Source organism: Bradyrhizobium sp. 139 (assembly GCF_023074175.1).
Lineage (GTDB): Bacteria > Pseudomonadota > Alphaproteobacteria > Rhizobiales > Xanthobacteraceae > Bradyrhizobium.
In genome coordinates this window covers 73,688-98,160 of sequence record NZ_JADPKS010000169.1, presented here as the reverse complement: position 1 = coordinate 98,160, position 24,473 = coordinate 73,688, and the positions used below count along the sequence as shown (strand labels likewise).

General features: G+C 65.3%; 23 protein-coding genes. 11 read left to right on the top strand and 12 right to left on the bottom strand.

Translation table 11 applies throughout. The features are described from left to right. Positions 1-78 precede the first annotated feature (78 nt). Together IVA80_RS36060 and IVA80_RS36055 are read left to right on the top strand one after the other, a co-directional pair. A complete protein-coding gene (locus IVA80_RS36060; protein WP_247439867.1) occupies positions 79-450 on the top strand; it encodes a Crp/Fnr family transcriptional regulator in 372 nt (123 codons plus the stop codon). Further along, complete coding sequence (locus IVA80_RS36055) at positions 447-1,259, top strand: MBL fold metallo-hydrolase (protein WP_247439866.1); 813 nt, start codon at positions 447-449, stop codon at positions 1,257-1,259. Before IVA80_RS36060 ends, IVA80_RS36055 begins: the two co-directional genes overlap by 4 nt. Before the next feature lie 133 nt (positions 1,260-1,392). Here IVA80_RS36055 and IVA80_RS36050 read toward each other — a convergent pair whose 3' ends face one another. The 3 genes from IVA80_RS36050 to IVA80_RS36040 form a co-directional block, all read right to left on the bottom strand. Further along, on the bottom strand, positions 1,393-1,890 hold the full coding sequence (locus tag IVA80_RS36050) for a TPM domain-containing protein (RefSeq protein ID WP_247439865.1): 498 nt from the start codon (positions 1,888-1,890) through the stop codon (positions 1,393-1,395). A 3-nt stretch (positions 1,891-1,893) separates the two neighbouring features. Beyond that, the gene (locus IVA80_RS36045) at positions 1,894-2,805 is read right to left on the bottom strand and encodes a YgcG family protein (protein ID WP_247439864.1); all 912 of its coding nucleotides are present in this window, start codon (positions 2,803-2,805) and stop codon (positions 1,894-1,896) included. Positions 2,806-2,937: 132 nt separating this feature from the next. After that, a complete protein-coding gene (locus IVA80_RS36040; protein WP_247439863.1) occupies positions 2,938-3,540 on the bottom strand; it encodes a LemA family protein in 603 nt (200 codons plus the stop codon). A 174-nt stretch (positions 3,541-3,714) separates the two neighbouring features. Between IVA80_RS36040 and IVA80_RS36035 the strand changes: the two genes are divergently transcribed. From IVA80_RS36035 to IVA80_RS36025, 3 genes are read left to right on the top strand one after another with little or no spacing between them, the layout of a single operon-like run. Further along, positions 3,715-4,569, top strand: coding sequence for an enoyl-CoA hydratase (locus tag IVA80_RS36035; protein WP_247439862.1), 855 nt, complete (start codon positions 3,715-3,717; stop codon positions 4,567-4,569). Positions 4,570-4,573: 4 nt separating this feature from the next. After that, positions 4,574-5,722, top strand: coding sequence for an acyl-CoA dehydrogenase (locus IVA80_RS36030; protein ID WP_247439861.1), 1,149 nt, complete (start codon positions 4,574-4,576; stop codon positions 5,720-5,722). Between the two features lie 15 nt (positions 5,723-5,737). Beyond that, positions 5,738-6,934 (top strand): acyl-CoA dehydrogenase family protein, encoded by a 1,197-nt coding sequence (locus tag IVA80_RS36025; protein WP_247439860.1) that lies wholly within the window; start codon positions 5,738-5,740, stop codon positions 6,932-6,934. A 94-nt stretch (positions 6,935-7,028) separates the two neighbouring features. Here the strand turns inward: IVA80_RS36025 and IVA80_RS36020 are convergent, their stop codons facing one another. Together IVA80_RS36020 and IVA80_RS36015 are read right to left on the bottom strand one after the other, a co-directional pair. Further along, positions 7,029-9,350, bottom strand: coding sequence for a xanthine dehydrogenase family protein molybdopterin-binding subunit (locus IVA80_RS36020; RefSeq protein ID WP_247439859.1), 2,322 nt, complete (start codon positions 9,348-9,350; stop codon positions 7,029-7,031). 150 nt (positions 9,351-9,500) lie between these two features. Then, a complete protein-coding gene (locus IVA80_RS36015) occupies positions 9,501-10,376 on the bottom strand; it encodes a dihydrodipicolinate synthase family protein (RefSeq protein WP_247439858.1) in 876 nt (291 codons plus the stop codon). A gap of 361 nt (positions 10,377-10,737) precedes the next feature. Between IVA80_RS36015 and IVA80_RS36010 the strand changes: the two genes are divergently transcribed. Beyond that, positions 10,738-11,604 (top strand): S1C family serine protease, encoded by an 867-nt coding sequence (locus IVA80_RS36010; protein ID WP_247439857.1) that lies wholly within the window; start codon positions 10,738-10,740, stop codon positions 11,602-11,604. Further along, positions 11,601-11,972 carry a helix-turn-helix transcriptional regulator gene (locus tag IVA80_RS36005; RefSeq protein ID WP_247439856.1) on the top strand — a complete coding sequence of 124 codons (372 nt, stop codon included), beginning with the start codon at positions 11,601-11,603 and terminating at the stop codon, positions 11,970-11,972. Before IVA80_RS36010 ends, IVA80_RS36005 begins: the two co-directional genes overlap by 4 nt. Before the next feature lie 12 nt (positions 11,973-11,984). On the opposite strand, the gene IVA80_RS36000 is transcribed toward IVA80_RS36005, so the two are convergent. From IVA80_RS36000 to IVA80_RS35985, 4 genes are all read right to left on the bottom strand, one after another. Then, on the bottom strand, positions 11,985-13,061 hold the full coding sequence (locus IVA80_RS36000; protein ID WP_247439855.1) for an ATP-binding protein: 1,077 nt from the start codon (positions 13,059-13,061) through the stop codon (positions 11,985-11,987). Continuing rightward, positions 13,048-13,740 (bottom strand): response regulator transcription factor, encoded by a 693-nt coding sequence (locus IVA80_RS35995; RefSeq protein WP_247439854.1) that lies wholly within the window; start codon positions 13,738-13,740, stop codon positions 13,048-13,050. The genes IVA80_RS36000 and IVA80_RS35995 overlap by 14 nt, the downstream gene beginning before the upstream one ends. A gap of 97 nt (positions 13,741-13,837) precedes the next feature. Continuing rightward, the gene (locus IVA80_RS35990; RefSeq protein ID WP_247439853.1) at positions 13,838-14,302 is read right to left on the bottom strand and encodes a hypothetical protein; all 465 of its coding nucleotides are present in this window, start codon (positions 14,300-14,302) and stop codon (positions 13,838-13,840) included. A gap of 314 nt (positions 14,303-14,616) precedes the next feature. Next, on the bottom strand, positions 14,617-16,953 hold the full coding sequence (locus IVA80_RS35985) for a Tex family protein (RefSeq protein ID WP_247439852.1): 2,337 nt from the start codon (positions 16,951-16,953) through the stop codon (positions 14,617-14,619). A gap of 317 nt (positions 16,954-17,270) precedes the next feature. On the opposite strand from IVA80_RS35985, the gene IVA80_RS35980 reads away from it, so the two are divergent. Beyond that, positions 17,271-18,380, top strand: coding sequence for a ring-opening amidohydrolase (locus IVA80_RS35980; RefSeq protein ID WP_247439851.1), 1,110 nt, complete (start codon positions 17,271-17,273; stop codon positions 18,378-18,380). Between the two features lie 111 nt (positions 18,381-18,491). Then, complete coding sequence (locus IVA80_RS35975; protein ID WP_247439850.1) at positions 18,492-19,961, top strand: amidase; 1,470 nt, start codon at positions 18,492-18,494, stop codon at positions 19,959-19,961. 162 nt (positions 19,962-20,123) lie between these two features. Here IVA80_RS35975 and IVA80_RS35970 read toward each other — a convergent pair whose 3' ends face one another. Further along, on the bottom strand, positions 20,124-20,441 hold the full coding sequence (locus IVA80_RS35970) for a hypothetical protein (protein ID WP_247439849.1): 318 nt from the start codon (positions 20,439-20,441) through the stop codon (positions 20,124-20,126). A 148-nt stretch (positions 20,442-20,589) separates the two neighbouring features. Here IVA80_RS35970 and IVA80_RS35965 point away from each other — a divergent pair, with 148 nt between their 5' ends. After that, positions 20,590-21,498 (top strand): PaaI family thioesterase, encoded by a 909-nt coding sequence (locus IVA80_RS35965; RefSeq protein WP_247439848.1) that lies wholly within the window; start codon positions 20,590-20,592, stop codon positions 21,496-21,498. A gap of 67 nt (positions 21,499-21,565) precedes the next feature. Beyond that, a complete protein-coding gene (locus tag IVA80_RS35960) occupies positions 21,566-21,931 on the top strand; it encodes a hypothetical protein (RefSeq protein ID WP_247439847.1) in 366 nt (121 codons plus the stop codon). 88 nt (positions 21,932-22,019) lie between these two features. On the opposite strand, the gene poxB is transcribed toward IVA80_RS35960, so the two are convergent. Beyond that, positions 22,020-23,756, bottom strand: a complete 1,737-nt coding sequence (gene poxB / locus IVA80_RS35955; RefSeq protein ID WP_247439846.1) for a ubiquinone-dependent pyruvate dehydrogenase — start codon at positions 23,754-23,756, stop codon at positions 22,020-22,022. Positions 23,757-23,836: 80 nt separating this feature from the next. Then, on the bottom strand, positions 23,837-24,469 hold the full coding sequence (locus IVA80_RS35950) for a 2-dehydro-3-deoxy-6-phosphogalactonate aldolase (protein ID WP_247439845.1): 633 nt from the start codon (positions 24,467-24,469) through the stop codon (positions 23,837-23,839). Positions 24,470-24,473: the final 4 nt, after the last annotated feature.

Below are 24,473 nucleotides of genomic sequence, written 5' to 3'. Positions count from 1 at the left end.
TGTTTGCCCGCCCCTGTTACCCGGCTAACATGTCTGTCCCGTCAGCCAGAAGGGCTCCAGACGGTCCTTGGGGGTATCATGGCGATCGACAAGTGCATCAACGAGTTTGGTGTCGATGACGTCATCTTCGAGGAGGGCTCGACCGGACGCGAGCTGTTCGTCGTCCTCGAAGGCGAGGTCGAGATCGCCAAGATCAGCGGCGCCAGCAAGACCAGCGTCATCAAACTCGGCAAGGGCGAATTCTTCGGCGAGATGGCCGTGATCGACGGCTCCGCGCGCTCGGCGACCGCGATCGCGGCGGCGCCGAACACGAAGGTGATGAGGATCAACCACGCCCGCTTCGTCTATCTCGTCAGCCAGCAGCCGGCGTTTGCGCTGATGGTGATGGACGCACTCTCCAGGCGCCTGCGTGCGTCCAACGCCGTCACTTACCGGGCAGCGCAGTCATGACCGACCGCAAACCGACGGCCTTCCCGATCCTGATGAAGAACGACGTCTGCTCGCTGATCCAGGCGGCGGACAACGTCTACCAGATCCGGTTCTCCAACCGCGCCGCCAACGCCTATCTGGTGCGCGGCTCGGCACGCAGCATCCTGATCGATGTCGGCCTGTCATCGAACTATCCGGCGATGGTGGAATGCCTGAACTTCGCCGGCTGCCCGCCGGAGAAGATCGACATGGTCGTGCTGAGCCACGAGCATCTCGACCACATCGGCGCCGCCTGGCACTTCAATAGGCATCGCACATTCATCGCGGCTCATCGCCTCGCCGCCAACAAGATCATGCTGCGCGACGATTTCTCGATGCTGCGAAAGATGTTCAACGAGCCAAACGTTCCGATCAACGTCGACATCTGGCTCGAGGAAGGCAATTTGATCGATCTCGGCAATTTCCGCCTCAACGTGATGCACACGCCGGGCCACACCTCGGCCTGCATCACGCTGTTCGACCAGGACAAGGGCCTTTTGTTCGCCGCCGACACCCTGATGCCCGGCGGCGTGATGGGCGGCGTGTTCGGCTCGGGCAGCATCTCCGACTACCTCCAGTCGCTGGAGCGCATCAAGGGGCTGGATACCAAGATTCTGCTGTCGGGACACGGGCGGCTGTCGGATACGCCACAGCAAGACGTGCGCATCGCGATTGCGAGGTCGCACGGTCTGCTGGACGACACCGCGCAATTGTTCGATGCGTTGGATGCGCGCTCGAATTTCGAACCGATCATGCAGTCGGTGCGGGATTTGAATAAGCTGGATGATTAGGGGGCGTGCGGCCGCGTGTGCCTGTTCGCAAAACGGAGCACGGCGCTTCCACATCGTCATTGCGAGCCAACGGGTCCGCGCAAAGCGCGGCCCCGTTGGCTCGCAATGACGGAGTGTGGGCTATCAGCCGGGGCTACATCACCACCGGTGCGTCCGGCAGCTCGTTGCGATGCGGACCTTGCGGCGGGAAGTGCTTTGCCAACTCCCGGGACACCGCCTCGATCCCCTTGATGACGCCGCGCTCGAACTGGCCTGACCCGAACTCGACCTCCATCTCACGGCAGATGCTCTCCCAACGCTCGGTCCCAACCTTCGCGTCGATGCCGCGATCGGCAACGATTTCGACATCGCGATCGGCGAGCAGGAGATAGATGAGGACACCGTTGTTGTGCGCGGTGTCCCAGATACGCAGATGCGAAAACACGTCGAGCGCGCGCGCGCGGGCCGGCTGGTTGCGGAACAGCGGTGCGCCGTCGAGCGCACCTTCGACCACGAAGCGGACCTGACCCGAATGGGTGGCTTCGCTGCGCTTGGTCGTTTGCTCGATGCGATCGAGCACGCTCTTCGGAAACACCCGCTTTGCCCGCCAATGATGCTGGAGCAGATGCCTGCCAATGCGCCTGATGCTCATGACCTACCAGCTCCCCGAGGCACCGCCGCCGCCAAAGCTGCCGCCGCCGCCGCTGAAGCTGCCGCTATCGCTGGACGACGAACCGCTGCTCCAGCCGCCGCCCGATGAGGAACCGCTCGACCAGGACCCGCCGCGCGATGGGCCCGTGGATTTCGGAAAAAGATCGGCGATGAACGCCAGGACGAAACCGATGAACCCGACGATCACGGCAACGCCGACAGATCCGACAAAGAACAACGCCAAAACACCGATCAGGCTGCCGGTCGCGACCGAGCCCAGCAGTTGCCCCAGCAAGGTGCGCAGAATTCCGCCGACGATGAATGAGGCAAACAGCGTGACCGGGATGATCGCCCCGATGTTTTCCAAATTGCCGAAATTTACGCTGCGCGAGGGAACCGGCAAAGGCTCGCCGTCGATGATGCGAACCATGCGATCGACGCCATCCGCGATGCCGCCGGCGAAGTCTCCTGTTCGGAACTTTGGAGTGATGACCTCGTCGATGATCCGGCGCGAGGTGACGTCGGTGAGCGCGCCCTCGAGGCCGTAGCCGACCTCGATCCGCAGATGCCGATCGTTCTTGGCAACGACGAGGATCGCGCCGTCGTCGACCTTCTTGCGTCCGACCTTCCAGGCTTCCCCAACGCGGATCGAGAACTGCTCGATCGTCTCCGGGCCCGTGGTCGGCACGATCAGGACGGCGACCTGGCTGCCCCTCCGCGTCTCGAAGTCACGGAGCTTTTGCGACAACGCGGCGACGTCCGCGCTCGAAAGCGTGCCGGTCTGGTCGACCACGCGACCTGTGAGTTGCGGTACGGCGACGTCGGCCGAGGCAGCAGACGCGATCGCGAGGAAGAGCGCGACAACGAGAGCAACATGCGAGAAGGCAAAACAAGCGCGCCACAACCTCGCTGTCATCGTCCGGCTTGACCGGGCGATCCAGTATTCCAGAGACGGCGGCGCGATGCGGAGAAGCCGCGACGTACTGGATTCCCCGCCTTCGCGGGGAATGACAGTGGTGGGAATGGTGCGCATTTTCAGCTTACGGTGCTACTTCGACGGCGCCGGATTGAAATCCACCTTCGGCGCGGTCGAGATTTCCTTCTCGTTCTCGACCGAGAAGTTCGGCTTCTCCTTGTAGCTGAACATCATCGCGGTGAGGTTGCTCGGGAACGAGCGGATGGTGACGTTATAGTCCTGCACCGCCTTGATGTAGCGGTTGCGCGCCACCGTGATCCGGTTCTCGGTGCCCTCGAGCTGGGACATCAGGTCCTTGAACAACGCGTCCGATTTGAGCTGAGGATAGTTCTCGGTGACGACCAGGAGCCGCGACAGCGCGCTGGAGAGCTCGCCCTGGGCGGCCTGGAATTTCTGGAAGGCGGCGGGATCGTTCAGCACCTCGGGCGTCGCCTGGATGCTGCCGACCTTGGCCCGGGCATTGGTGACGCCGAGCAGCACGTCCTTTTCCTGCTGCGCAAAGCCCTTCACCGAATTGACGAGGTTGGGCACGAGATCGGCGCGGCGCTGATACTGGTTCACGACCTCGGACCAGTTGGCCTTGATCCGCTCGTCCTCGCTCTGGATCGCGTTGTAGCCGCAATTGGTGAGGCTGAGCGAGGCCAGCGCCGCCAGCACGGTCAGGATCTTGCGCATCAAATTTCTCCCGGTGGAATCTGGCGCAAACTATCAGATTGAGCACGCGAGGCGCCAGACGTCTTGAAGGCGCGAAAAGCAGCCGATTGACGCAAGCCTCTTGCCTATCACTGCCCGACATAGTCAACTTAGCGAAACAACAAGATCAAACCGGAAATGCCCAGGGGAAACGCGATGTCCTCGTTCGAGACCATCCTCGTGGAGAGGCCGGAGCCGGCAATCACACGGGTCGTGATGAACCGGCCCGACGCGCGCAACGCGCAGAACCTGCAAATGACCTACGATCTCAATGCCGCCTTCGACGCCGCGGTGCAGGACGACACGGTCAAGGTGATCATCCTCGCGGGCAACGGCCCGCATTTCTCGTCGGGCCACGATCTGCGTCCGGGCGGCAAGAATGCCGCGGGTGTCGATTTTCCGCCGATTGGAAATTGGGGCGGCTTTGCTGAACCCAATGCACATGGCCGCTTCGCACGCGAGCAGGAAATTTATCTCCAGATCACGCGGCGGTGGCGTAACCTCGCCAAGCCGATGATCGCGGAGGTGCACGGCAAATGCATCGCCGGCGGGCTGATGCTGGCCTGGGCCTGCGACCTCATCGTCGCCAGCGACGATGCGCAGTTCTGCGATCCCGTGGTGACCATGGGCGTCTGCGGCGTCGAATGGTTCGTGCATCCCTGGGAGCTCGGCCCGCGCAAGGCCAAGGAATTCCTGTTCACCGCCGATAGCTGGAGCGCGCAGGAGGCGCATCAGCTCGGCATGGTCAACCAAATTGTGCCGCGCGCGGAGCTGTCATCATCCGTGCTGGCGCTGGCGCGCAGGATCGCGGCAAAGCCATCCTTCGCATTGAAGCTGACCAAGGAGGCGGTGAACCGCTCGGTCGACGTGATGGGCCAGCCGGCCGCGATCGATCAGGCCTTTGCACTGCATCAGCTCTGCCACGCCCATAATCTTCAGGAGTTCGGCATGGTGGTCGATCCATCCGGCCTGCATCCCTCCGTGCGCAAGCCGCCGGCGCTCGCGGAGTAACGACATGGACCTCAATCTCAGCGACGAGCAACGGCTGCTGCGCGAAAGCGCGGAACGCTTCGTGGCCGAAAGCTACGATGCCGATCACCGCCGCAAGATGGCGAACGATCCGTCCGGCTTCAGCCCGGCGGTGTGGGAGCAGTTCGCCGAGCTCGGCTGGCTGGCGCTGCCGATCGCGGAAGAATTTGGCGGGCTCGGCGGCAGTGCGGTCGAGACCGGCATCTTGATGGAAGCCTTCGGCCGCGGGCTGGTGTCGGAGCCTTATGTCGCCACTGTGGTGCTCGGTGCTGGCTTAATCGGGAGGTGCGGCAACGCCGTGCAGAAACAAGCGAGGCTGCCGAAGATCGCCGACGGATCATTGAAACTCGCCTTTGCGCATTCCGAGCGCACGGCGCGGTTCGATCTTGCCAAGGTCGCAACCATCGCCAACAAGACGGCGCACGGCTGGCGCCTCGCCGGCAGCAAGGTCGCCGTGCTCGACGGCCAAGCCGCCGACGAGATCATCGTCTCCGCCGATATCCACGACCATCAGGGGCCATCGGGACGGATCGGCCTGTTCCTGGTGCCGGCCCAGACGCGAAGCCTCGCGATGTCCGACTATCATCGCCTCGGCGGCGGGAGGACCTGCAACATTGAACTATCCGACGTGCATCTGCAGGAGGACGCCCTCCTAGGCGATGACCACGACGCGCTGCCCGCGATCGAATGGGCCGTCGACCGCGCCATGGCCGCGCTCGGCGCGGAGGCCGTCGGCATCATGCAGACGCTGCTGGAGACCACGCTGGAATACACCAAGATCCGAAAACAGTTCGGCCGACCGCTGTCGGCCAACCAGGTGATCCGCCACCGCCTCGCCGACATGGCGATGCAGGTCGACGAGGCCCGCTCGATGGCGCTGCGCGCCGCGCTGAAGGCAGATAGCGCGCCGGTCGAGCGCGCGCGGGCCGCCTCGGGTGCGAAGGCGAAGATCGGCAAATGCGCGCGTTTCGTCGGTGAACAATCGATCCAGCTCCATGGCGGCATGGGCGTCACCGACGAGCTCGAGGTCGGCGCCTATTTCAAGCGGCTGGTCGCCTTCGACACGCTGTTCGGCGGCAGCGCGCACCATTATGGCCGCCATGCCCAGCTTGGCCGCACCACCGTGCCGGCCTGACAAGAGGAGCGCATCATGGACCTGTCGTTCAACGACGAAGAGCGCGCCTTCCAGGACGAGGTGCGCGGCTTTATCGCCAAGAACCTCACCGACGAGATGAAGCGCGCGACCGCGCTGACACCATCGGTGTTCTCCGATCCCGACATCGGCATGGCCTGGCAGCGCGCGCTGCACGCGCAGGGCTGGGGCGCGCCGGGCTGGCCGGTCGAGCACGGCGGGCCGGACTGGACGCCGGCGCAGCGCTGGATCTTCGAGACCGAAAGCGCGCGGGCCGGCGTGCCCAATGTCAACGTCATGGGCGTGAAGATGGTAGGGCCCGTCATCATCGGCTTCGGCAACGATGCGCAGAAAAACTTTTACCTGCCGCGGATTCTCTCCGGCGAGGATTATTGGTGCCAGGGCTATTCCGAGCCGGGCTCCGGCTCCGACCTCTCCTCGCTGAAGACGCGCGCGGTGCGCGACGGCGACGATTACATCGTCAACGGCACCAAGATCTGGACCACGCATGCCCATCACGCCAACCGCATGTTCGCGCTGGTGCGCACCGGTGACGGGCCGCGGCAGCAGGACGGCATCAGCTTTGTCCTGATCGACATGAAGACGCCGGGCATCACCACACGCCCGATTCTCACCATCGGCGGCGACCACGAGGTCAACCAGGTGTTCTTCGACGACGTGCGCGTGCCCGTGGCCAACCGCGTCGGTGAGGAGGGCAAGGGCTGGACCTACGGCAAATATTTGCTCGAGTTCGAGCGCGGCTCCGGCATTGCGTCGGCGAAGCTGCGCGAGGGCCTGAAGGCGATCGCTGAGCTCGCCGAGTCGGACCTGACGGGACGGGCGATCGGCAGTCCCGATATCGCCACGCGCATTTCCGAGGTCGAAATCGACATCGACGCGCTGGAGATGACGGAGCTGCGCGTGCTGTCGGCGCTCCAGACCGGGCAAAATCCCGGCGCGGTGTCATCGATCCTGAAGCTGCGCAACAGTGAGATCCGGCAGGCCGTGACGCGGCTCGGCGTCGACGTGATCGGCCACGACGCCCTCGCGGTCGAGCCGATGCGCCCGCTCTACAAGCTCAACCATGAGCCGGCGCTTCCGGAGGAGATGCTGACGGTGGTGCCGGAATATCTCAACGGACGGGCGTACACGATCTTCGGCGGCACCTCGGAGATCCAGCGCGATATTATCGCGAAGATGATGTTGGGGATTTAGCTTGTAGCCTGGATGGCGCGCAGCGCAATCCGGGACAACAACCGCAAGCGGCCCCGGATTTCGCTTCGCTCCATCCGGGCTACAGGCCGAGCGACTAGCCCGCCTTCGCGTCCCGGATCGCCTTCCAGATCTTCTGCGGCGTCAGCGGCGTGTTGAGCTGGGTGATGCCGAGCTCGGCGAGTGCGTCCATCACGCCGTTGGTGACGCAGGGCGGACCGCCGATGGCGCCGGATTCGCCGCAGCCCTTGGCGCCGAGCGGGTTGGTGCGGCACGGCGCGGAATCGTCCAGCGTCACCACGATCGGCGGAACGTCATCGGCGCGCGGGATGCAATAATCCTGGTAGCTCGCGGTGAGGAGCTGTCCCTCCGCATCGTAGGAGACGCCTTCATACAGCGCCTGCCCGATGCCCTGCGCGACGCCGCCATGAATCTGCCCCGTCACCAGCATCGGGTTCACGGCAACGCCGACGTCGTCGACCGTGGTGTAGCGCACGACACGGGAAACGCCGGTCTCGGGGTCGATCTCGACCTCGCAGATATGCGTGCCGTTCGGCCAGCTGGGGCCGTCGACCTCACCTTCGGAATCGACGCTGAGCTTGGCGCCGCCCTCCTTCTCGGCGAGATCGAACAGGCTGATGCGGCGGTCGGTGCCGACCACGGTGAGCATGCCGCCCCGATATTCGATGTCATCGACCGAGGTCTCGAGCACGTTCGCCGCCTTCTCGCGCGCCTTCTGGATCAGATCGTTGGAGGAGACCGCGACCGCCGTGCCGCCGACGAACAGCGAGCGCGAGCCGACGCTGCCAAAGCCCATGGCGAGATCGGTATCGCCTTGCACGATGTCGATCTTGTCCATGGCAATGCCGAGGCTATCGGAGATCATCTGGGTGTAGGTGGTCTGAAGCCCCTGCCCCATCGCCATGGTGCCGGAGTGCAGAACCACGCGGCCCTGCGAGGTCGCGTGCAGGCTGACCTTTTCGGTGTGGGCACGGCCGCCGGTCCACTCGATATAGGAGGTCAGCCCACGGCCGTAGAGCAGGCCCTTCTTCTTCGCGGCCTTCTTGCGCGCGGCGAAACCGTCCCAATCCGCGAGCTTCACGGCGCGATCGAGCATGTGGGCGAAGGCGCCGGAATCATAAACCTGGCCGGCTGCGTTCGTGTAGGGCAGCTGCGCCGGCTTGATGTAGTTGACTTTCCGGATCGCGCGCGGATCCATGCCGGTCTTTCGTGCGGCGGCGTCGAACAGGCGCTCGACGATGAACACGGCCTCCGGGCGGCCTGCACCGCGATAGGCCCCGACAGGCGCGGTGTGGGTCATCACCGACTTCACCTCGAAATGCACCAGCGGCAAATCGTAGACGCCGGTCTGCACGAAGGGCCCGAGTACCAGCGGAATGATGTTGGCCGCACCCGAGGAGTAAGCCCCGGTGCAGCCGATCGATTTGACGCGATAGGCGAGCACCTTGCCCTTTTCGTCGAGCGCGAAGGAGGCCGTCGAGGTGAGATCGCGGCCATGGGTGCCGCCGACGAACTCGTCGGTGCGGTCGCCGCGCCAGCGGATCTTCTTGTTCAGCTTGGTCGCGGCATAGGCGACGATGCCGTCTTCCGGATAGAGGTTGGTCTTCTGGCCAAAACCGCCGCCGATGTCGCCGACCAGCACGCGGACGCTGTCCTTGGGGCGCTTGAGCACCGCTTCCGCCAGCACGTCGCGAGTCGAGGCCGGCGTTTGCGACTGCACGTACAAGAGGAGACGGCCCGACTTCTTGTCGATCTCGGCAATGGTCGAGCGCGGCTCCATCGCCGACGGCACCAGGCGCTGGCTGACGAGATCGAGCTCGACGGTATGCGCCGCTTTGGCAAAAGCCTCGTCCACCTTGGCCGCGTCGCCATAGCTCATGGCACCGACGATATTGTCGGGCGCCTCGGGCCACACCACGGGCGCCCCGGGCTTTACGGCCTCGACGGGATCGACCACCGCAGGCTGCACGTCATACTCGACTACGATGGCTTCGGCGGCGCTCTGCGCGTCGGCCCGCGACGAAGCCACCACTGCGGCCACCGCCTCGCCGGCGTAGCGGACAATCTCATGGGCGAGCAGGCGGCGCGGCGGCACCGTCATCGGCCTGCCATCAGGGCGCTTGAAGATGGCCAGGGTCGGAATGGTGCCGATATCGTCCTTGACGAGATCCGCGCCGGTGTAGATCGCAATAACGCCCGGCATCGATGCCGCGGCGCTGGTGTCGATCGAGACGATCTTCGCGTGCGCGTGCGGCGAGCGCAGCATATGCAACCACAGCGCGCCGTCTTCCGGTTTGTCGTCGATGAACTGGCCCTTCCCGGTGAGCAGCCGCTGGTCTTCCAAACGCTTGACGGGCTGGCCCGCTCCGAAACGCAAATTGCCGGGAAGAATATTCATTCCGTGGGGTCCTCGAGGTCTCTTGAAATGCGGCAGCCTTTTAGCGGATCGAGGCAGGCGAGACCAGCCGCGGTTTTGGGCGGTATATCCACGATTTCGTCATGCCCGGGCTCGTCCTGGTCAAGCCCGGCCATGACGATCGGAGAAAGCTCAGCCCAGCTCTCTTAGTGCCGCTTCCACCACCTTGCGCTGCTCGGCCGTCAGCGCGGCCTGCGGCGGGACGGGATTGCCGACGTCGTAGCCCTGGAGGCTGAGCCCTGCCTTGATGCAGGCGGCGAGGTTGAAGCGGGCAAAGGCCTCGTTGATCCGCCACAGCCTGCGCTGCAGCGCCGTGGCGTCGTCCCAGCGGCCGGCCCTGCAGAGATCGTAGAGCGCGACGCTCTGGCGCGGGATGATGCAGGCCGGTCCCGCCATCCAGCCGATGCCGCCGATCAGCATCACCGCAGCCGGGATATGGGCGGAGGCCGAGAACACGCGTAAGCCATCGCCGCAGCGGTTCATGATCGAGAGCAGCCGGCCGGTATTGGTCGAGGCATCCTTGATGTAACCGATGCGCGGGTGTTCAGCCAGGCGCGCGATGATGTCGAGCGTCAGATCGGAGCGCTGGAATTGCGGATTGGTGTAGATGACAACGGGAATGTCCACCGCGTCAGCGATGCTGCGGAAATAGGATTCGATCTGGGCATCGGCGAGCGGAAAGTAAGCCTCCAGGATCGCCAGGATGCCATCGGCGCCGAGCTTCTGGTACGCCTTTGCCTGCGCCACCGCGTCGGCCGTCGAGGTGGCGGCGACGCCGGCCACGACGGGTACGCGGCCCTTCGCGGCCTCGATCGTGGTCTGCACGATCGCCGTGCGCTGCGCGGCATTGAGGTAGGCGAACTCGCCGGTCGAGCCGAGCGGCGTCAGGCCGTGGACGCCGGCGCCGATGAGATCGTCGCACAGCTTTGCGAGTACGTTCGTCCGCACCGCGCCATCGCTATCGACGGGTGAGACGAGATAGGGAAAGACGCCGCGAAAATCGGACATGTCAGGTGTGAATCCCGGAAGCTGGCTAGCGCCTGACCGGTCTTACCAACGCGCGCGCCGGCGATCAAACCCTGATCAGCCGCCCGCGTGCCCCAGGGATCGACGGCCTCCACGCCGTTCGCGAGCGCCGTGACTTGCGTCGACCGGCGCCCTGGCTTTGCCAGACATTGGTCATCGGTGGGGCTCGCTGGAAACGCTCAAGTCCGTGCGGCGCAATTTTCGGATTGCTACACGTTCCCGTGAGCACCGCCCAATCACATGTTCGTCGGCCGTGGTCCTGCGGAGGCCGGTCCTGGCCACCCGGCCAGTTTCGCAAATGCCCGCGACATCCCAGATTGAGGGCAATTTACAGGAGCTTTCCATGACCGATCCCGCCGCCCTGTCTTCATTGTCATCCACGCTCGCGGATGTCGTGGCGCGCACCGCGCCCTCCGTCGTCGCCGTGCATTCACATCGCTCCCGGGCCACCGGCTTCGTCTGGAAACCCGGCCTGATCGTCACCGCCGACGAGGCCTTGGCCGACGAAGGCGAGGTCGAGATCGGCCTTCCTGACGGCAGCACCGCGGCCGCCACGATCGCCGGCCGCGACCATACGACCGATATCGCGCTGCTGCGCATTGATGCCGGCCTCGCGCCGGTCAAGCTGGCCACCACGATCCCGTCCCTCGGCGCGCTCTCAGTTGTCGTCGCCACCAATCGCGATACGCCGAGCGCGGCGCTTGGGATGGTGTCGCTGTCCGGCAAAAGTTGGCGCAGCCTGCGCGGCGGCGACATCGATGCGCGGATCGAGCTCGACGTGCGCCTGCGCTTCGCCCAGCAAGGCGGGCTAGCGCTCGACGCTTCAGGCGAAGCCTTCGGCATGGCCGTGCTCGGGCCGCGGCGGGTGCTGGTGATCCCGACGGCGACAATCGAGCGCGTCGCGGCGCAGCTCGAGACACGCGGCCGCATCGCCCGCGGGTATCTCGGCCTCGGGCTCCAGCCGGTGCGGCTCGACGACGGTATCGGCGCAATGGTGATGAGTGTCGACAAGACCGGCCCGTCGGCTGCGGCCGGCATCCGCCAGGGCGACGTCATCGTGGCGGTCAACGACCAGAAGCTCTCCGGCGTACGCGCGCTGTTGCGAACGCTGGGCCCGGCGAGCGTCGGCGCGGTGGTCGATGTCGCCGCGCGCCGCGGCGGCGAGCCGGTCAGCTTCAAGGTCACGGTCGGCGAGAGGCCGGAGTCGTGAGCGAGGACAAGGCGCCCGAGATCGTGCTGTCCCTGGAGATCGATGATCCCGCGCTTGCCGATCGGCTCGCGTCGCTGCTCGGCAATATCGCCGGGCTTCGCCTCGCCGCGCCGGGTGAGCAGGCCGTGGCGACAATCCTTGCCCGCGATCCGCGCATCATGCCCGAGGACATTGCGCTGACGCTGCGCGAGATGGACGTGCTCGCGCTGATGGCCGAGGGCGCCTCGAACAAGATGATCGCACGTCGGCTCGGCATTTCCGTGCACACCGTAAAATTCCATGTCGGCTCGCTGCTCGACAAGCTGGATGCCACCGGCCGCACCGATGCGGTGGCGCATGCGGCGCGCCGCGGCGTGATCGAGCTATGATGCCGTCGGGCTTTATCGGGCCGGTGACGTCGGGAAGCTGAGCCGAACCGTGAGGCCCGGCGCGTTGTCGTGCAGCGCAACCTCGGCGCCATGGAGGCCGGCAACGGCCGCGACCAGGCTCAAGCCTAGACCGTTGCCCGGCGTATAACGGCTCTGTTCGAGCCGGTAGAAGCGCTTGAACACGTGATCGCGCTGGTCGGCGGGAATACCCGGACCATCGTCGGCGACCGCAATCACCGCCCCGCCGCCGGCGCCGCGGCAGGTCACGGCGACCTGCCCGCCCGCGCGGCCGTGCTTGATCGCGTTGTCGACCAGATTGGCGATGGCGTCGAACAGCAGGTCGCGGTCCCCCGTAATCGCCACCTCGCGGTCGCCGCCAAGACTAAGGCGGGTCATAACCTGCTCCGCCGCGGCGTCGTAAAGCTCGACGACTTCCCCCGCGATCTCGGCGAGGTCGAGCGTGCGAAACGCGCTCCGGCGGGCGCGAGTCTCGATCTCCGAGATCCGCGTGATGGAAGCGAACATACCGAGCACGGAATCGAGATGGGCGATGGTGTCGCCGATCAGCGCCGCATCGGCCTCGCCGTTGCGCGAAGCGTGATAGGCCTTTTCCAGCCGGCCGCGCATGCGCGTCAGCGGCGTGCGCAGATCGTGGGCGACGTTGTCGCTGACCTGCTTGACCTCTCCCATCAGTGTCTCGATGCGGTCGAGCATCTGGTTGAGGTTTTCGGCGACGCGGTCCCACTCGTCGTGACTGCCGCGCAAGGGGATGCGCCGGTCCAGACCGGACAGCATGATGGCGCGGCTGGTCGCATTGATCTCCTCGATCCGCCCGACCGTGCGCCGCGTCACCAGCACGGCGGCGAGACCGGCCAAAACGACCATGAGCACGGCGACCGCCATCATCGCAAGCTTGATCATCGCGGTGAAGCCGCTGTGATCGCCGGCATCGCCGACCCGGCCCTGCACGTAGGCGATCGTGCCGAAATAGACGTAGGCCATGATCGCCGCGGCGATCAGCCCGAACGCCGCGATCGCGATCAGCGCCAGACGGAAGGTCGAGGAACGAAGCGTCTTAGCCAGGAGCACGGAGGCAATATCCGATGCCGCGGATGGTATGGATCAGCGGGTAGGCTTGGGCATCGTCGACCTTGCGGCGGACGCGCCCGACATAGACGTCGATGATGTTGGTGGAGGGATCGAAGTGCAAGTCCCAGACGTGCCGGAGCAGCATCGCCCGGGAGACGACGCGCCCCTCGTTACGGACGAGATATTCGAGCAACTGAAACTCGCGGGGCAGCAGTGGGATCTTGCGCCCGCGCCGGCTGGCGTTGCGCGCGATCAGGTCGATGGCGAGGTCGCCGACCCGCAGAAGCGTTTCCTTGACAATGGTCTCGCTACGGCGGCCCAGCGCCTCGAGCCGCGCCAGCAGCTCGACGAAGGAGAACGGCTTGACCAGATAATCGTCGCCGCCGGCGCGCAGGCCGCGCACGCGGTCGTCGACCTCACCCAGTGCGGAGATGATCAGGAAGGGTGCGGCGATGCCGTCGTCGCGCAGCTGCCGCATCACGGTGATGCCGTCGATGTCGGGCAGCATGCGGTCGATGGTGATCACGGCATAGTCGCGCGCGGCGCCGTGGCTCAAGGCCTCGCGGCCGGTTGCGGCGAGATCAACGTCATAGCCCGAAATGGTCAGCTCCTCGACGAGCTGGCCTGCGGTCTCCGGATCGTCCTCGACAACCAGAATACGGCGGTGACCTCCGGTCATGACAAACTCCGCGCGACGATCGCCACCAGACTATCCCGTTCCGGGGCTGAGCGGAACCGCCCGATGACGATCGCGACAATGGTGCGGTACGGCGATGCTAGTACCAAGAGTCTCCGCACACATTGACCCATTGCCATCCGTAGGGCGTCCAGCTCCTGCGCCAGCAGCCGTCGTAGTAGCCGGTGTAGACAAAGGGCGCGCCGAAGGCGGCGAAACGACGGAAATGGCGATGATGGAAGAAGGCATGGCGGCCGATGAAAGGCCTGCCGTGCCAGCCGGTGCCGGCGAAGCGCGGCCCGATCGCTGCATGCGCGAAGCGCGCCCCGCCGAAGCCCGGTCCGCCGACATGGGCAAAACGCGCGCCGCCCATGCCGCCGACATGCATGCCGCCTCCGCGCATTCCTCCACCGAAGCCGCCCGCGTGCATTCCACCACCAAAATGCCCGCCGCCGCCAAAGCCGCCATGCCCGCCACCGCCGCCGCGCGCAAGCACGGGTGAAGTGATCGCCATCAACGCAACGATCGTCGTCGCAGTGAGGCCTTTGAGAAGCCTATTGTTCATCGAACCATCCTCCTTGCAGTACGGCGGCCACCGCGCCGGACCAGGACGATCAGATGAGGAGAACGGCCCGTCTCCTTCAACTTACAAATGCGCCAGATTCTGACGCCCGAGTTAGGGACGAGGCGCTCTCGCACTCCCTCTTGCGGGAGACGGGCGAGGTGAGGGTACCTCCGCAATTGAGAGCCCCATCGTGGAAAGAGCCCTCACCCGCCGCACTCGGGACGATGCTTCGCATCGCCCTCAGCGCGTCGACCTCTCCCGCAAGCGGGAGAGGTGAAGTTGAGCAAGCGGCGAGACATTCGCCGCCAATCGACTCACGCCCGGTTGCCGCCGTTCTTCTCGGCCGCACGGCGCAGCGCCTCCGCAAGGGCACCGCCGCCGGTGGATTCCTGCTTGCGCGGTGCCGACGAGGTCATGCGGGCGGGGTTGCGCGAATTGTTGTCGCGCTGCATGCCGGGCGCCTCCTTTTTGGCGCCGACCTCATCATCGAGCCGCAGCGTCAGCGAGATGCGCTTGCGGGCGACCTCGAAGTCCAGCACCTTCACCTTGACGATGTCGCCGGGCTTCACCACCTCGCGCGGGTCCTTGATGTAGGTCTTGGACATCGCCGAGATGTGCACCAGGCCGTCCTGGTGCACGCCGATGTCGACGAAGGCGCCGAAGGCTGCGACGTTGGTCACGGTGCCCTCGAGGATCATGCCCTTCTTGAGGTGCTTGATCTCCTCGACGCCCTCCATGAACACCGCGGCCTTGAACGCCGGACGCGGGTCGCGGCCGGGCTTTTCAAGCTCGCGCAGGATGTCGGTGACGGTCGGCAGACCGAAGGTTTCGTCGACGAAATCCTTCGGCTTCAATGTGCGGACGATCTCGCTGCTGCCGATCAGCGCCTTGATGTCGCTCTTGGTGGCGCTGAGAATCCGGCGCACCACCGGATAGGCTTCCGGATGCACGCCGGAGGCATCGAGCGGGTCCTCGCCGCCGAGGATGCGCAGGAAGCCCGCGCATTGCTCGAACGCCTTCGGGCCAAGGCGCGGCACGTCCTTGAGCGCCTTGCGCGACTTGAACGGGCCGTTGGCGTCGCGGTGTGCCACGATGCTCGAGGCAAGACCGGAGCCGACGCCCGACACGCGTGCAAGAAGCGGCGCCGAGGCAGTGTTGACGTCGACGCCGACGGCGTTCACGCAGTCTTCGACCACAGCATCGAGCGACTTGGCGAGCTTGGCCTGGCCAAGGTCGTGCTGGTACTGACCGACGCCGATCGCCTTGGGCTCGATCTTGACGAGCTCGGCGAGCGGATCCTGGAGCCGCCGCGCGATCGAGACCGCGCCGCGCAGGGTGACGTCGAGATCAGGCAATTCCTCCGAGGCGAACGCCGAGGCCGAATAGACCGACGCACCGGCTTCCGATACCACGATCTTGGTCATCTTCAGCTCGGCCAAGCCCTTCACGAGATCGCCTGCGAGCTTGTCGGTTTCGCGCGAGGCGGTGCCGTTGCCGATCGCGATCAGCTCGACACGATGCTTCAGCGCGAGCTTGCCGAGGATCGCAAGCGACTCGTTCCACTGCCGCTGCGGCTCGTGCGGATAGATCACGGCAGTATCGACCACCTTGCCGGTCGCATCCGTGACCGCGACCTTGACGCCGGTGCGGAAGCCAGGATCGAGCCCCATGGTGACGCGGGTGCCGGCGGGCGCGGCCAGCAGCAGGTCGCGCAAATTGGAGGCGAACACACGCACGGCCTCGGTCTCGGCCGCGTTCCACAGCCGCATGCGCAGATCGATGTTGAGATGCACCTGGATCTTGGTGCGCCAGGCCCAGCGCACGGTGTCGATCATCCAGCGGTCGCCGGCGCGCTTGAGGTCGGCGATGCCGAACCGCTTCATGATCTTCAATTCATAGGCACCCGGCACGCCCGGCGGCGGCGCTTCGGCTTCGGCCTGGATCTGGAGATCGAGGATCTCTTCCTTCTCGCCGCGGAACATCGCGAGAATGCGGTGCGACGGAAGCTTCGTCAGCGGCTCGGAGAACTCGAAATAGTCCGCGAATTTCTCGCCCTCGGTCTTCTTGCCGTCGCGCACCTTGGAGGCCATGCGCGCATTGGTCCACATCTCCTCGCGCAGAGCGCCGATCAGGTCGGCGTCTTCGTCAAAGCGCTCGACCAGGATGGCGCGGGCACCATCGAGTGCGGCGGCGACGTCCGCAATACCCTTCTCGGCGTTGACGAAGGCCTCAGCCACGATCTTCGGATCGCTCGTGGGCTCTGCAATCAGCTGATTGGCGAGCGGCTCGAGGCCGGCCTCCTTGGCGATTTCGGCCTTGGTGCGGCGCTTCGGCTTGAACGGCAGATAGATGTCTTCCAGGCGCGCCTTGCTGTCGGCGGCGAGAATGCTGGCTTCCAGTGCGGCATCGAGCTTGCCCTGCTCGCGGACTGATTCGAGGATCGCCTTGCGGCGGTCTTCGAGCTCGCGCAGATAAACCAGGCGCTCCTCCAGGGTGCGCAATTGCGCGTCGTCGAGCGCACCGGTCGCTTCCTTGCGGTAGCGGGCGATAAACGGAACCGTGGCGCCGCCGTCGAGCAGCGTCACCGTCGCCTCGACCTGCTCTGCCCGAACCCCAAGCTCCTGCGCAATCTTCTGGTTGATATTCGCCACGCGAGAGCCCCCTATCCAAGCACGCAACGCGAACCGAAACCGGCCGCGGGACGCCGCTTATGGACCAACCCAGGCTGATTCATCAAGGTGCGCCGCGCAACCGTCGACAGAGGATTTTTTGTTATGACGATGCGATCTCGCCACAATCGTGCGGGTGACAGCAGCCGCGGCGCCTGCCTCGGCAAAGATGTCAGCCCCGTCATTCCTGACAGCCTGTCAGAGTGACGGTGAGGGATGGCCGCATGTGGCTTGACAGATGCAGCGGTTCCACGGCTGGTTGACTCGCCGGACCACCGAACTCCCTGTGAGGACCAGTAATGCAGACACCATCGGTCGGCGTGGTCAGAATTGCCACCAAGGGCCCCGGCGACGTCTCCGGGCTCATGGCCATGATCGGCTCCGGCGCGATCGACCCGACAACGATCCTGGCCATCCTCGGCAAGACCGAAGGCAATGGCGGCGTCAATGATTTCACCCGGGAATATGCCGTCGCTGCGCTGTGTACGGCGCTGGCGCCACGGCTCAACCTATCGCCGCACGAGGTCGAACAGCGCATCGCTTTCGTGATGTCCGGCGGCACCGAGGGCGTGCTCAGCCCGCACATCACCATGTTCACGCGCCAGCACGTCCCGCAGCGCCCGGCAGGCATGTCCGACAAGCGACTGAGCATCGGCATGGCGCACACCCGCGATTTCCTGCCCGAGGAGATCGGCCGCTCGGCACAGATCACGGAGACGGCGAAGGCCGTGAAGGCCGCGATGGAGGATGCCGGCATTTCAGACCCGGGCGACGTCCATTTCGTGCAGATCAAGTGTCCGCTGCTCACCAGCGACCGTGTCGAAGCATCAAACGCGCGCGGCAGCAAGACGGTTACGACCAGCGCGTACAACTCGATGGCCTATTCGCGCGGCGCTTCCGCGCTCGGCGTCGCGGTCGCGCTCGGTGAGATCGCACCAGACATAAGCAACGAAGACGTGCTGAGGCGCTACGATCTGTTCTCATCTGTTGCGTCTACCTCGTCGGGGATCGAGCTGATGCATAACGTCGTGATCGTGCTCGGCAACTCGGCGTCTTCAGCGAGCGAATTCGAGATCGGCCACGCCGTGATGAAAGATGCCATCGATTGCGCCGCGGTCATGTCCGCGCTGAACAGCGTCGGACTTGGCGCAGCGCTGCAAGCAGAGGCCGGCCGCGAGCTCGTCAACATCTTCGCCAAGGCCGAGGCTTCGCCGAACGGCAGCGTGCGGGGCTTCCGCCACATCATGCTGGAAGATACCGACATCAGCTCGACGCGCCATGCCCGCGCGGCCGTCGGCGGCCTGATCGCCGGCCTCGCCGGCACCGGGGCGATCTATGTCTCCGGCGGCGCCGAGCATCAGGGGCCGGCCGGCGGCGGCCCGGTTGCGGTGATCGCGCGGCTGTCTTAATGACGCGGCGACCTCTCCGCCCGGCGCAACCCTGCCCTTCGCGCCGACTCAGTTGATTCGCGCGGGCTCTTGCGAAGAAGGTGGCGCCGCACCTTAAGGGATTTGGATTTGATGACTTTGCCGATGAGCTGGAACGAGTGGGCGCAGCACGACGGCGTCGGACTGGCGGTGCGCGTTCGCAAGGGCGAGCTGACGGCGAAGGAACTGGCGCGCCAGGCCGCCGCGGGCGTGGCCAAGGTCAATCCGGCACTGTCGGGCGTCGTCGAGCTGTTCGAGGACGTGATCGCCGACCCGGCCAAGGACGGCGCCAATCTCGCCGGCCCGTTTGCCGGCCTGCCTTTCCTGATGAAGGACCTCGGACCGACCATGAAGGGCCGGCTCCAGGAGATGGGCTCGCTGCTGATGCGCGGCAACCGCGCCAGCGCCGACACGTTCCTGACCGGCAAACTCCGCCATGCCGGACTGAACCTGATCGGACGGACCACGACGCCGGAATTCGGCGTGTGCAGCTCGGCCGACAATCCCGCCGTCTACGTCACGCGCAATCCCTGGAACACCGATTACACCACCTGCGGCTCATCCGCCGGGAGCGCGGCAATGGTCGCGGCCGGCGTAGTGCCGATCGCTCATGCGACCGACGGCGGCGGCTCGATCCGCATTCCCGCCGGCGTCAACGGCAATATCGGCCTGAAAGTCTCGCGCGGCGTGTTCTCGCTCGCCCCGCATATGTCCGATCTCACCGGCCTCGTCTCGATCCAGGGCTGCCAATCGCGCTCGGTGCGCGACACAGCCGCCTTCGTCGATCATGCAAGGGGAGCGGCGCCCGGGGAGTTCATGCCGTTCTGGACTACGGCGCAGCCTTATTCCGAGATGATCAAGCGCGATCCGTCAAAACTTCGCATTGCGCTGTCGCACACATGGGGCGACTACACCGCGACGCCGCACATCGCCGCCGAACTGGAGAAGGCTGGCCGTTTCCTCGAAGGCCTCGGCCATCACGTCGAATATGCCCTGCCCGAGCTCGACTTCCGCGCCGCGTTCGAGGCGCAGACCACCTGCTACATCTCGAATTTTGCCGTGGTGATCTCCAACATGCTTGCCGCGCGCGGGCTGGAAATGCCGCCGGAGGATCTGATCGAGCCCGTCAACATCCGGATCTGGGAGGCCGGCCGGCACACGAGCTTCGCCGAGCGGGCGAAGATGCAAGGCGTGTTCAACACGACCTCGCGCGGCTTCGGCGCTTTCTTCGAGCAGTGGGACGTGATCCTGACGCCGATCACCGCGCTGCCGACGCCGAAGGTCGGCACCAGGGAATATCTCACCATCTCAGACAATCCGGATGTGCTCGACTGGTTCGGCAACCTCTGGCGCTTTTTCGCCTTCACTCCCCTCGCCAATCTCTGCGGCATGCCGGCGATCTCGATGCCGATGGGGACTCAAGAGCACGACCTGCCACTCGGCATCCAGGCCATCGCCAAGCAGGCCAACGACGGCATGCTCTTGCAGCTCGCCGCCCAGATCGAGCGCGCGCTGGACGGCAAGTGGAACGGCGGCAAGAAGCCGACGGTGCATGTGAGCTGAGGGACCGCACCCAGCAGCCCGTCCTTCGAGACGCCCGCCGTTGGCGGGCCCTCAGGATGAGGTCTTGTTTCGCGGCGACATCTGAGACCCTCAAGGTGAGGAGCGCCGCCTTACGGCGCGTCTCGACCCATTAGGCCCGGCACGTTCTTCAAAATGCCGATCTCAATTCTTCACCGTCGGAATTTCCTCCGTCGGCTGCTGCTGGCCCTGCCTGTACATCGCCAGCGCCTTGTCGAGCGCTTCGCGCAGTGCCAGCGCGGCGGCCACGCTGCAACGCAGATGGGCGGTCTGGACCACGTCGACTCTGACGGCGGCGCCGACCGGCATCAGGAGGTTCGCCGCGAGCTCGATCTGGATCGCGCCATTGTGATGGCCGAAGCAGGATGCACCGTCGAAATAGATGATCGGCGCCCGCTCCGAGCTTGAGCTCGAAATGGTGACGGGCCCCTGATTGGTGGCGGGCGTTTCGGGGTCGGCCATGGGCACTCCTTACGGCTAGTCGATAGACGAAGCGCCCACCATCGTTGCTTCGGCCCGCCCTGTCGAGGCCAAACCGCCCCGGCAGACCTGCCGAGCGAAGCCTGTTCGGCGTTTTGCGCGACGCCCGACACTGGTCTAGAAGGTTGCCATGTCCGACTCTCCGACCACGCTCCCGTTCGAGGAACTCGCCCAGGCGATCAAGGGCCGCCGCTCCGATTACGGCCATATCAGCGGGCTCCAGCTCGACCGCTTCGCACCCGCCGAGGCCTGGTCGAGCCTGCCCTACCGCCCCGTCTTCGTCGGCGACAGCGAGACCGGCGTGCTGCATGGCGGCGTCGTCACTGCGATGCTGGACGAGAGCTGCGGCATGGCGGTGCAACTTGCGCTCGACGGCACAAGCGCAATCGCGACCCTCGATCTGCGCATCGACTATCAAAAACCGGCAACGCCCGGCCTCGACATCAAGGCGCATTCCGTCTGCTACCGCACCACCCGCTCGATCGCGTTCGTACGCTCCACCGCCTATCAGGAGTCCGAGGACGATCCGGTGGCGACCGCGACCGCCTGCTTCATGATCGGCGCCAACCGCACCAACATGCTCGCCGACCGCAGGATGGATTCGCGCAGCATCCCGACGCTGGAGGCGCCGGACGATCCGGACGGGCCGTTCGCGAGCAGCCCGTTCGCGCGCTGCCTCGGCATTTGCGTCAACGACAACGGCACACTGACGATGCCGTTCTCGCCAAAGATCATCGGCAACCCGATCCTGCCCGCGATCCATGGCGGCATGACCGGCGCCTTTCTCGAGACCACCGCGATCCTCGGCGTGAGGCGTGAGCTCGGCATCGCCGCGCTGCCCAAGCCGATCGGGCTCACCGTCAACTATCTGCGCTCCGGCCGCGCGCTCGACACCTTTGCCAACGTCTCGATCGTGAAGCAGGGCCGGCGCATCGTTGCCTTCGAGGCGCGCGCCTGGCAGGACGATCCGGGCAAGCCGATCGCCTCCGCCTTTGGTCATTTCATGCTGCGGCCGACGCCCGGAAACGACGAGGAATAGGCGTATTTTACTTGACGGCGGAAGGTCGCGCCACAACGATAGCGCGTTTCCTGCGAGAGGTATTGGATTGCGGCATCCGCTCGACATCATCGCCATGTTCGCCGCACTCTGGCTGCTGGCATCGATGGTGCTCGACGCGCTGACGCCGACGGAACTGACGGCAATCATGATCGGCATTGCGATCGGACCCGCCGTGATTATCACCGCCGTGTTCTACTATTTGCGCTGCCCGCGCACGGATTTTGCGGTGATGTTCGCAGCGCTCTGGCTGATCTCTGATATCGCCATGGCGTTCATCTCGCCGACGCAGCTGCCGCATTTCCTGATCGCGCTCGGCTTCGTGCCGGCCCTGCTGATCGGTATCGTGCTGCACTGGCAACGCTTCCAGCACCGCCACGAGCGGCTGCCCGCGCCCTCGGTGAAGCGGGGCTAACGAATGACTACCGTTCTTCACCTCTCCCCGTCGGGGAGAGTGGGTCGAGCTCCTGGTTCGCACCGACTCAACGAAAGTCCACGTAAGTTCAGCGCGGCAGCAGATTTGTCTTCGCGAGATCGAGCACCTCGTCGCCGCGGCCGTTCATCACGGCGCGCAAGACCCAGAGGCTGAAGCCTTTGATCTGCTCGGGCGTGATGGTCGGCGGCATCGACAGCTCCTGCTTCGCCGTGACGACATCGAGCAGCGCGGGTCCATCATGGGCCAGCATCTCCTTCATGGCGCCGGGAAGCTCGCCGGGATCCTCGACGCGCCTCGCGAAGATGCCCATCGCGCGCGCCATCGCCGCGAAGTCCGGATTCTCCAGATCGACATTGGTATCGACGAAGCCGGCCGCCTTCATCTCCAGCGCGACGAAGCCGAGCACACCGTTGTTGAAGACGACCACCTTCACCGGCAGCTTCATTTGCGTCAGCGTGATCAGATCGCCCATCAGCATGGTGAAGCCGCCGTCGCCGGAGAGCGAGATGACCTGGCGGCCGGGCTGCGCGGCCTGCGCGCCGATCGCCTGCGGCATCGCATTGGCCATAGAGCCGTGCACGAACGATCCGATCAGCCGGCGGCGGCCGTTCATGTCGAGATAGCGCGCGGCCCACACCGTCGGCGTGCCGACATCGGCGGTGAAGACGGCATCGTCGGAGGCATGGTCGCTGATGATCTTTGCGAGATATTGCGGATGGATCGGCTTGGCTCCCGGCGTGCCCCTGGCGAGCGAGTCGAGCCCTTCGCGTGCTTTCTTGTAGTGCGCGATGGCATCGTCGAGATGCTTGCGCTGCGTCTTGGCCTTGAGCAGCGGCAGCAACGCCTCGATGGTCAGCTTGACGTCGCCGACGAGGCCGAGATCGATCTTGCAGCGCCGCCCGAGATTTTCCGGACGAATATCGATCTGCACGACCTGGCAATCGGTCGGGAAGAATTGCTTGTAGGGAAAATCGGTACCGAGCATCACGAGCGCGTCGCAGGCGTGCATGGCGGCATAGCCCGAGGAGAAGCCGATGAAGCCGGTCATGCCGACGTCGTAGGGATTTTCGTATTCGACATGTTCCTTGCCGCCGAGCGCATGCACGATCGGACTCTTCAGGGTTTCCGCGAGCTGCATCAACGGCCCATGCGCGCCGGCGCAGCCGCGACCGCAGAACAAGGTGATGCGCTCGGCTCCGTTCAGCAGGTCCGCGAGCGCCTTGAGTTCATCGGCCTGCGGCGCGACCTTTGGCGCCGACAGCGTAAGGCCACGCGCCGTCGACAGCGCGCGCTTGGGTGGGCTACGGAAAGCGACGTCGCCGGGCATGGCGACGACGGCAACGCCGCGCATGCCGACCGCGGCGCGGATGGCGTTTTCCAGCACGTAAGGAAGCTGACTCGGATCGGAGACCAGCTCGCAATAATGGCTGCACTCGCGGAACAGGTTTTGCGGATGCGTCTCCTGGAAATAGCCGCTGCCGATCTCGGCGGTCGGGATTTGCGCGGCGATCGCCAGCACGGGAACGCGGCTGCGATGTGCATCGAACAGGCCGTTGATCAGATGCAGATTGCCGGGGCCACACGAGCCCGCGCACACCGCAAGGCTGCCCGTCATCTCCGCCTCCCCGGCAGCGGCGAAGGCCGCAACCTCCTCGTGCCGGACATGGATCCATTCGATCGTGCCGCGCCGCCGCAGCGCTTCGGTCAGCGCATTCAGGCTGTCGCCGACGATGCCGTAGATGCGCTTGACGCCGGCCTGTTCGAGCGTTGCCACGAACAGATCGGCTACATTGTTGATCGCCATGTCGGCCTCCTGGTCTCGCTGCTGCAGCAAGATAGGATAACGGGCGACCGTGACGGCATCACGGCTTGTTTATTGCCGGCTCAGTCTTTCGCAATCGCCCGATCGTAGGCCGTGATCGTCGCTTTCGCGCGGGCGGCGACATCGGCGGCGGACATGCCGGGCTTGTAGAGGCTGGAGCCGAGCCCGAACGCGGTCACGCCGCCCTTGATATACTCGACAAAATTCTGGTCGGAGACACCCCCGACGGCGGCGATCACCACGCCGGCCGGAAGCACGGCGCGGATCGCGGAAATACCGGATGCGCCGAGCACGCTCGCGGGGAAGAATTTCAGGCTCGACGCGCCGGAGCGCGCTGCGAGCAGCGCCTCAGTGGGCGAGAACACGCCCGGCATCGTTACCATCCCGTGCTGATGCGCGCGCGCCAGCACCTCCGTGTCGACATTCGGCGAGACCATCAGCTTGCCGCCGAGGTCGTTGAGACGATCGACGTCTGCAGCGCTTAGCACCGTACCGGCGCCGATCAGCACACCGGCCGGCGCCTGTTTCACGGCTGTTGCGATGGAGCGGAACGGATCGGGCGAGTTCAAGGGAATCTCGATCGCGGTCATGCCGGCCTCGATCAGCACCCCGACGATCGCCTCGGTTTCCTCGGGTTTCACGCCACGCAGGATCGCGACCAGCGGCCGCTTCATCGGCGGAAAGGGAACGCTCATCTCA

Coding starts and splice junctions, on each gene's coding strand:
- IVA80_RS36060 (WP_247439867.1), top strand. CDS start 79: ATGGCGATCGACAAGTGCATCAACGAGTTTGGTGTCGATGACGTCATC.
- IVA80_RS36055 (WP_247439866.1), top strand. CDS start 447: ATGACCGACCGCAAACCGACGGCCTTCCCGATCCTGATGAAGAACGAC.
- IVA80_RS36050 (WP_247439865.1), bottom strand. CDS start 1,890: ATGAGCATCAGGCGCATTGGCAGGCATCTGCTCCAGCATCATTGGCGG.
- IVA80_RS36045 (WP_247439864.1), bottom strand. CDS start 2,805: ATGACAGCGAGGTTGTGGCGCGCTTGTTTTGCCTTCTCGCATGTTGCT.
- IVA80_RS36040 (WP_247439863.1), bottom strand. CDS start 3,540: ATGCGCAAGATCCTGACCGTGCTGGCGGCGCTGGCCTCGCTCAGCCTC.
- IVA80_RS36035 (WP_247439862.1), top strand. CDS start 3,715: ATGTCCTCGTTCGAGACCATCCTCGTGGAGAGGCCGGAGCCGGCAATC.
- IVA80_RS36030 (WP_247439861.1), top strand. CDS start 4,574: ATGGACCTCAATCTCAGCGACGAGCAACGGCTGCTGCGCGAAAGCGCG.
- IVA80_RS36025 (WP_247439860.1), top strand. CDS start 5,738: ATGGACCTGTCGTTCAACGACGAAGAGCGCGCCTTCCAGGACGAGGTG.
- IVA80_RS36020 (WP_247439859.1), bottom strand. CDS start 9,350: ATGAATATTCTTCCCGGCAATTTGCGTTTCGGAGCGGGCCAGCCCGTC.
- IVA80_RS36015 (WP_247439858.1), bottom strand. CDS start 10,376: ATGTCCGATTTTCGCGGCGTCTTTCCCTATCTCGTCTCACCCGTCGAT.
- IVA80_RS36010 (WP_247439857.1), top strand. CDS start 10,738: ATGACCGATCCCGCCGCCCTGTCTTCATTGTCATCCACGCTCGCGGAT.
- IVA80_RS35995 (WP_247439854.1), bottom strand. CDS start 13,740: ATGACCGGAGGTCACCGCCGTATTCTGGTTGTCGAGGACGATCCGGAG.
- IVA80_RS35990 (WP_247439853.1), bottom strand. CDS start 14,302: ATGAACAATAGGCTTCTCAAAGGCCTCACTGCGACGACGATCGTTGCG.
- IVA80_RS35980 (WP_247439851.1), top strand. CDS start 17,271: ATGCAGACACCATCGGTCGGCGTGGTCAGAATTGCCACCAAGGGCCCC.
- IVA80_RS35975 (WP_247439850.1), top strand. CDS start 18,492: ATGACTTTGCCGATGAGCTGGAACGAGTGGGCGCAGCACGACGGCGTC.
- IVA80_RS35970 (WP_247439849.1), bottom strand. CDS start 20,441: ATGGCCGACCCCGAAACGCCCGCCACCAATCAGGGGCCCGTCACCATT.
- IVA80_RS35965 (WP_247439848.1), top strand. CDS start 20,590: ATGTCCGACTCTCCGACCACGCTCCCGTTCGAGGAACTCGCCCAGGCG.
- poxB (WP_247439846.1), bottom strand. CDS start 23,756: ATGGCGATCAACAATGTAGCCGATCTGTTCGTGGCAACGCTCGAACAG.
- IVA80_RS35950 (WP_247439845.1), bottom strand. CDS start 24,469: ATGAGCGTTCCCTTTCCGCCGATGAAGCGGCCGCTGGTCGCGATCCTG.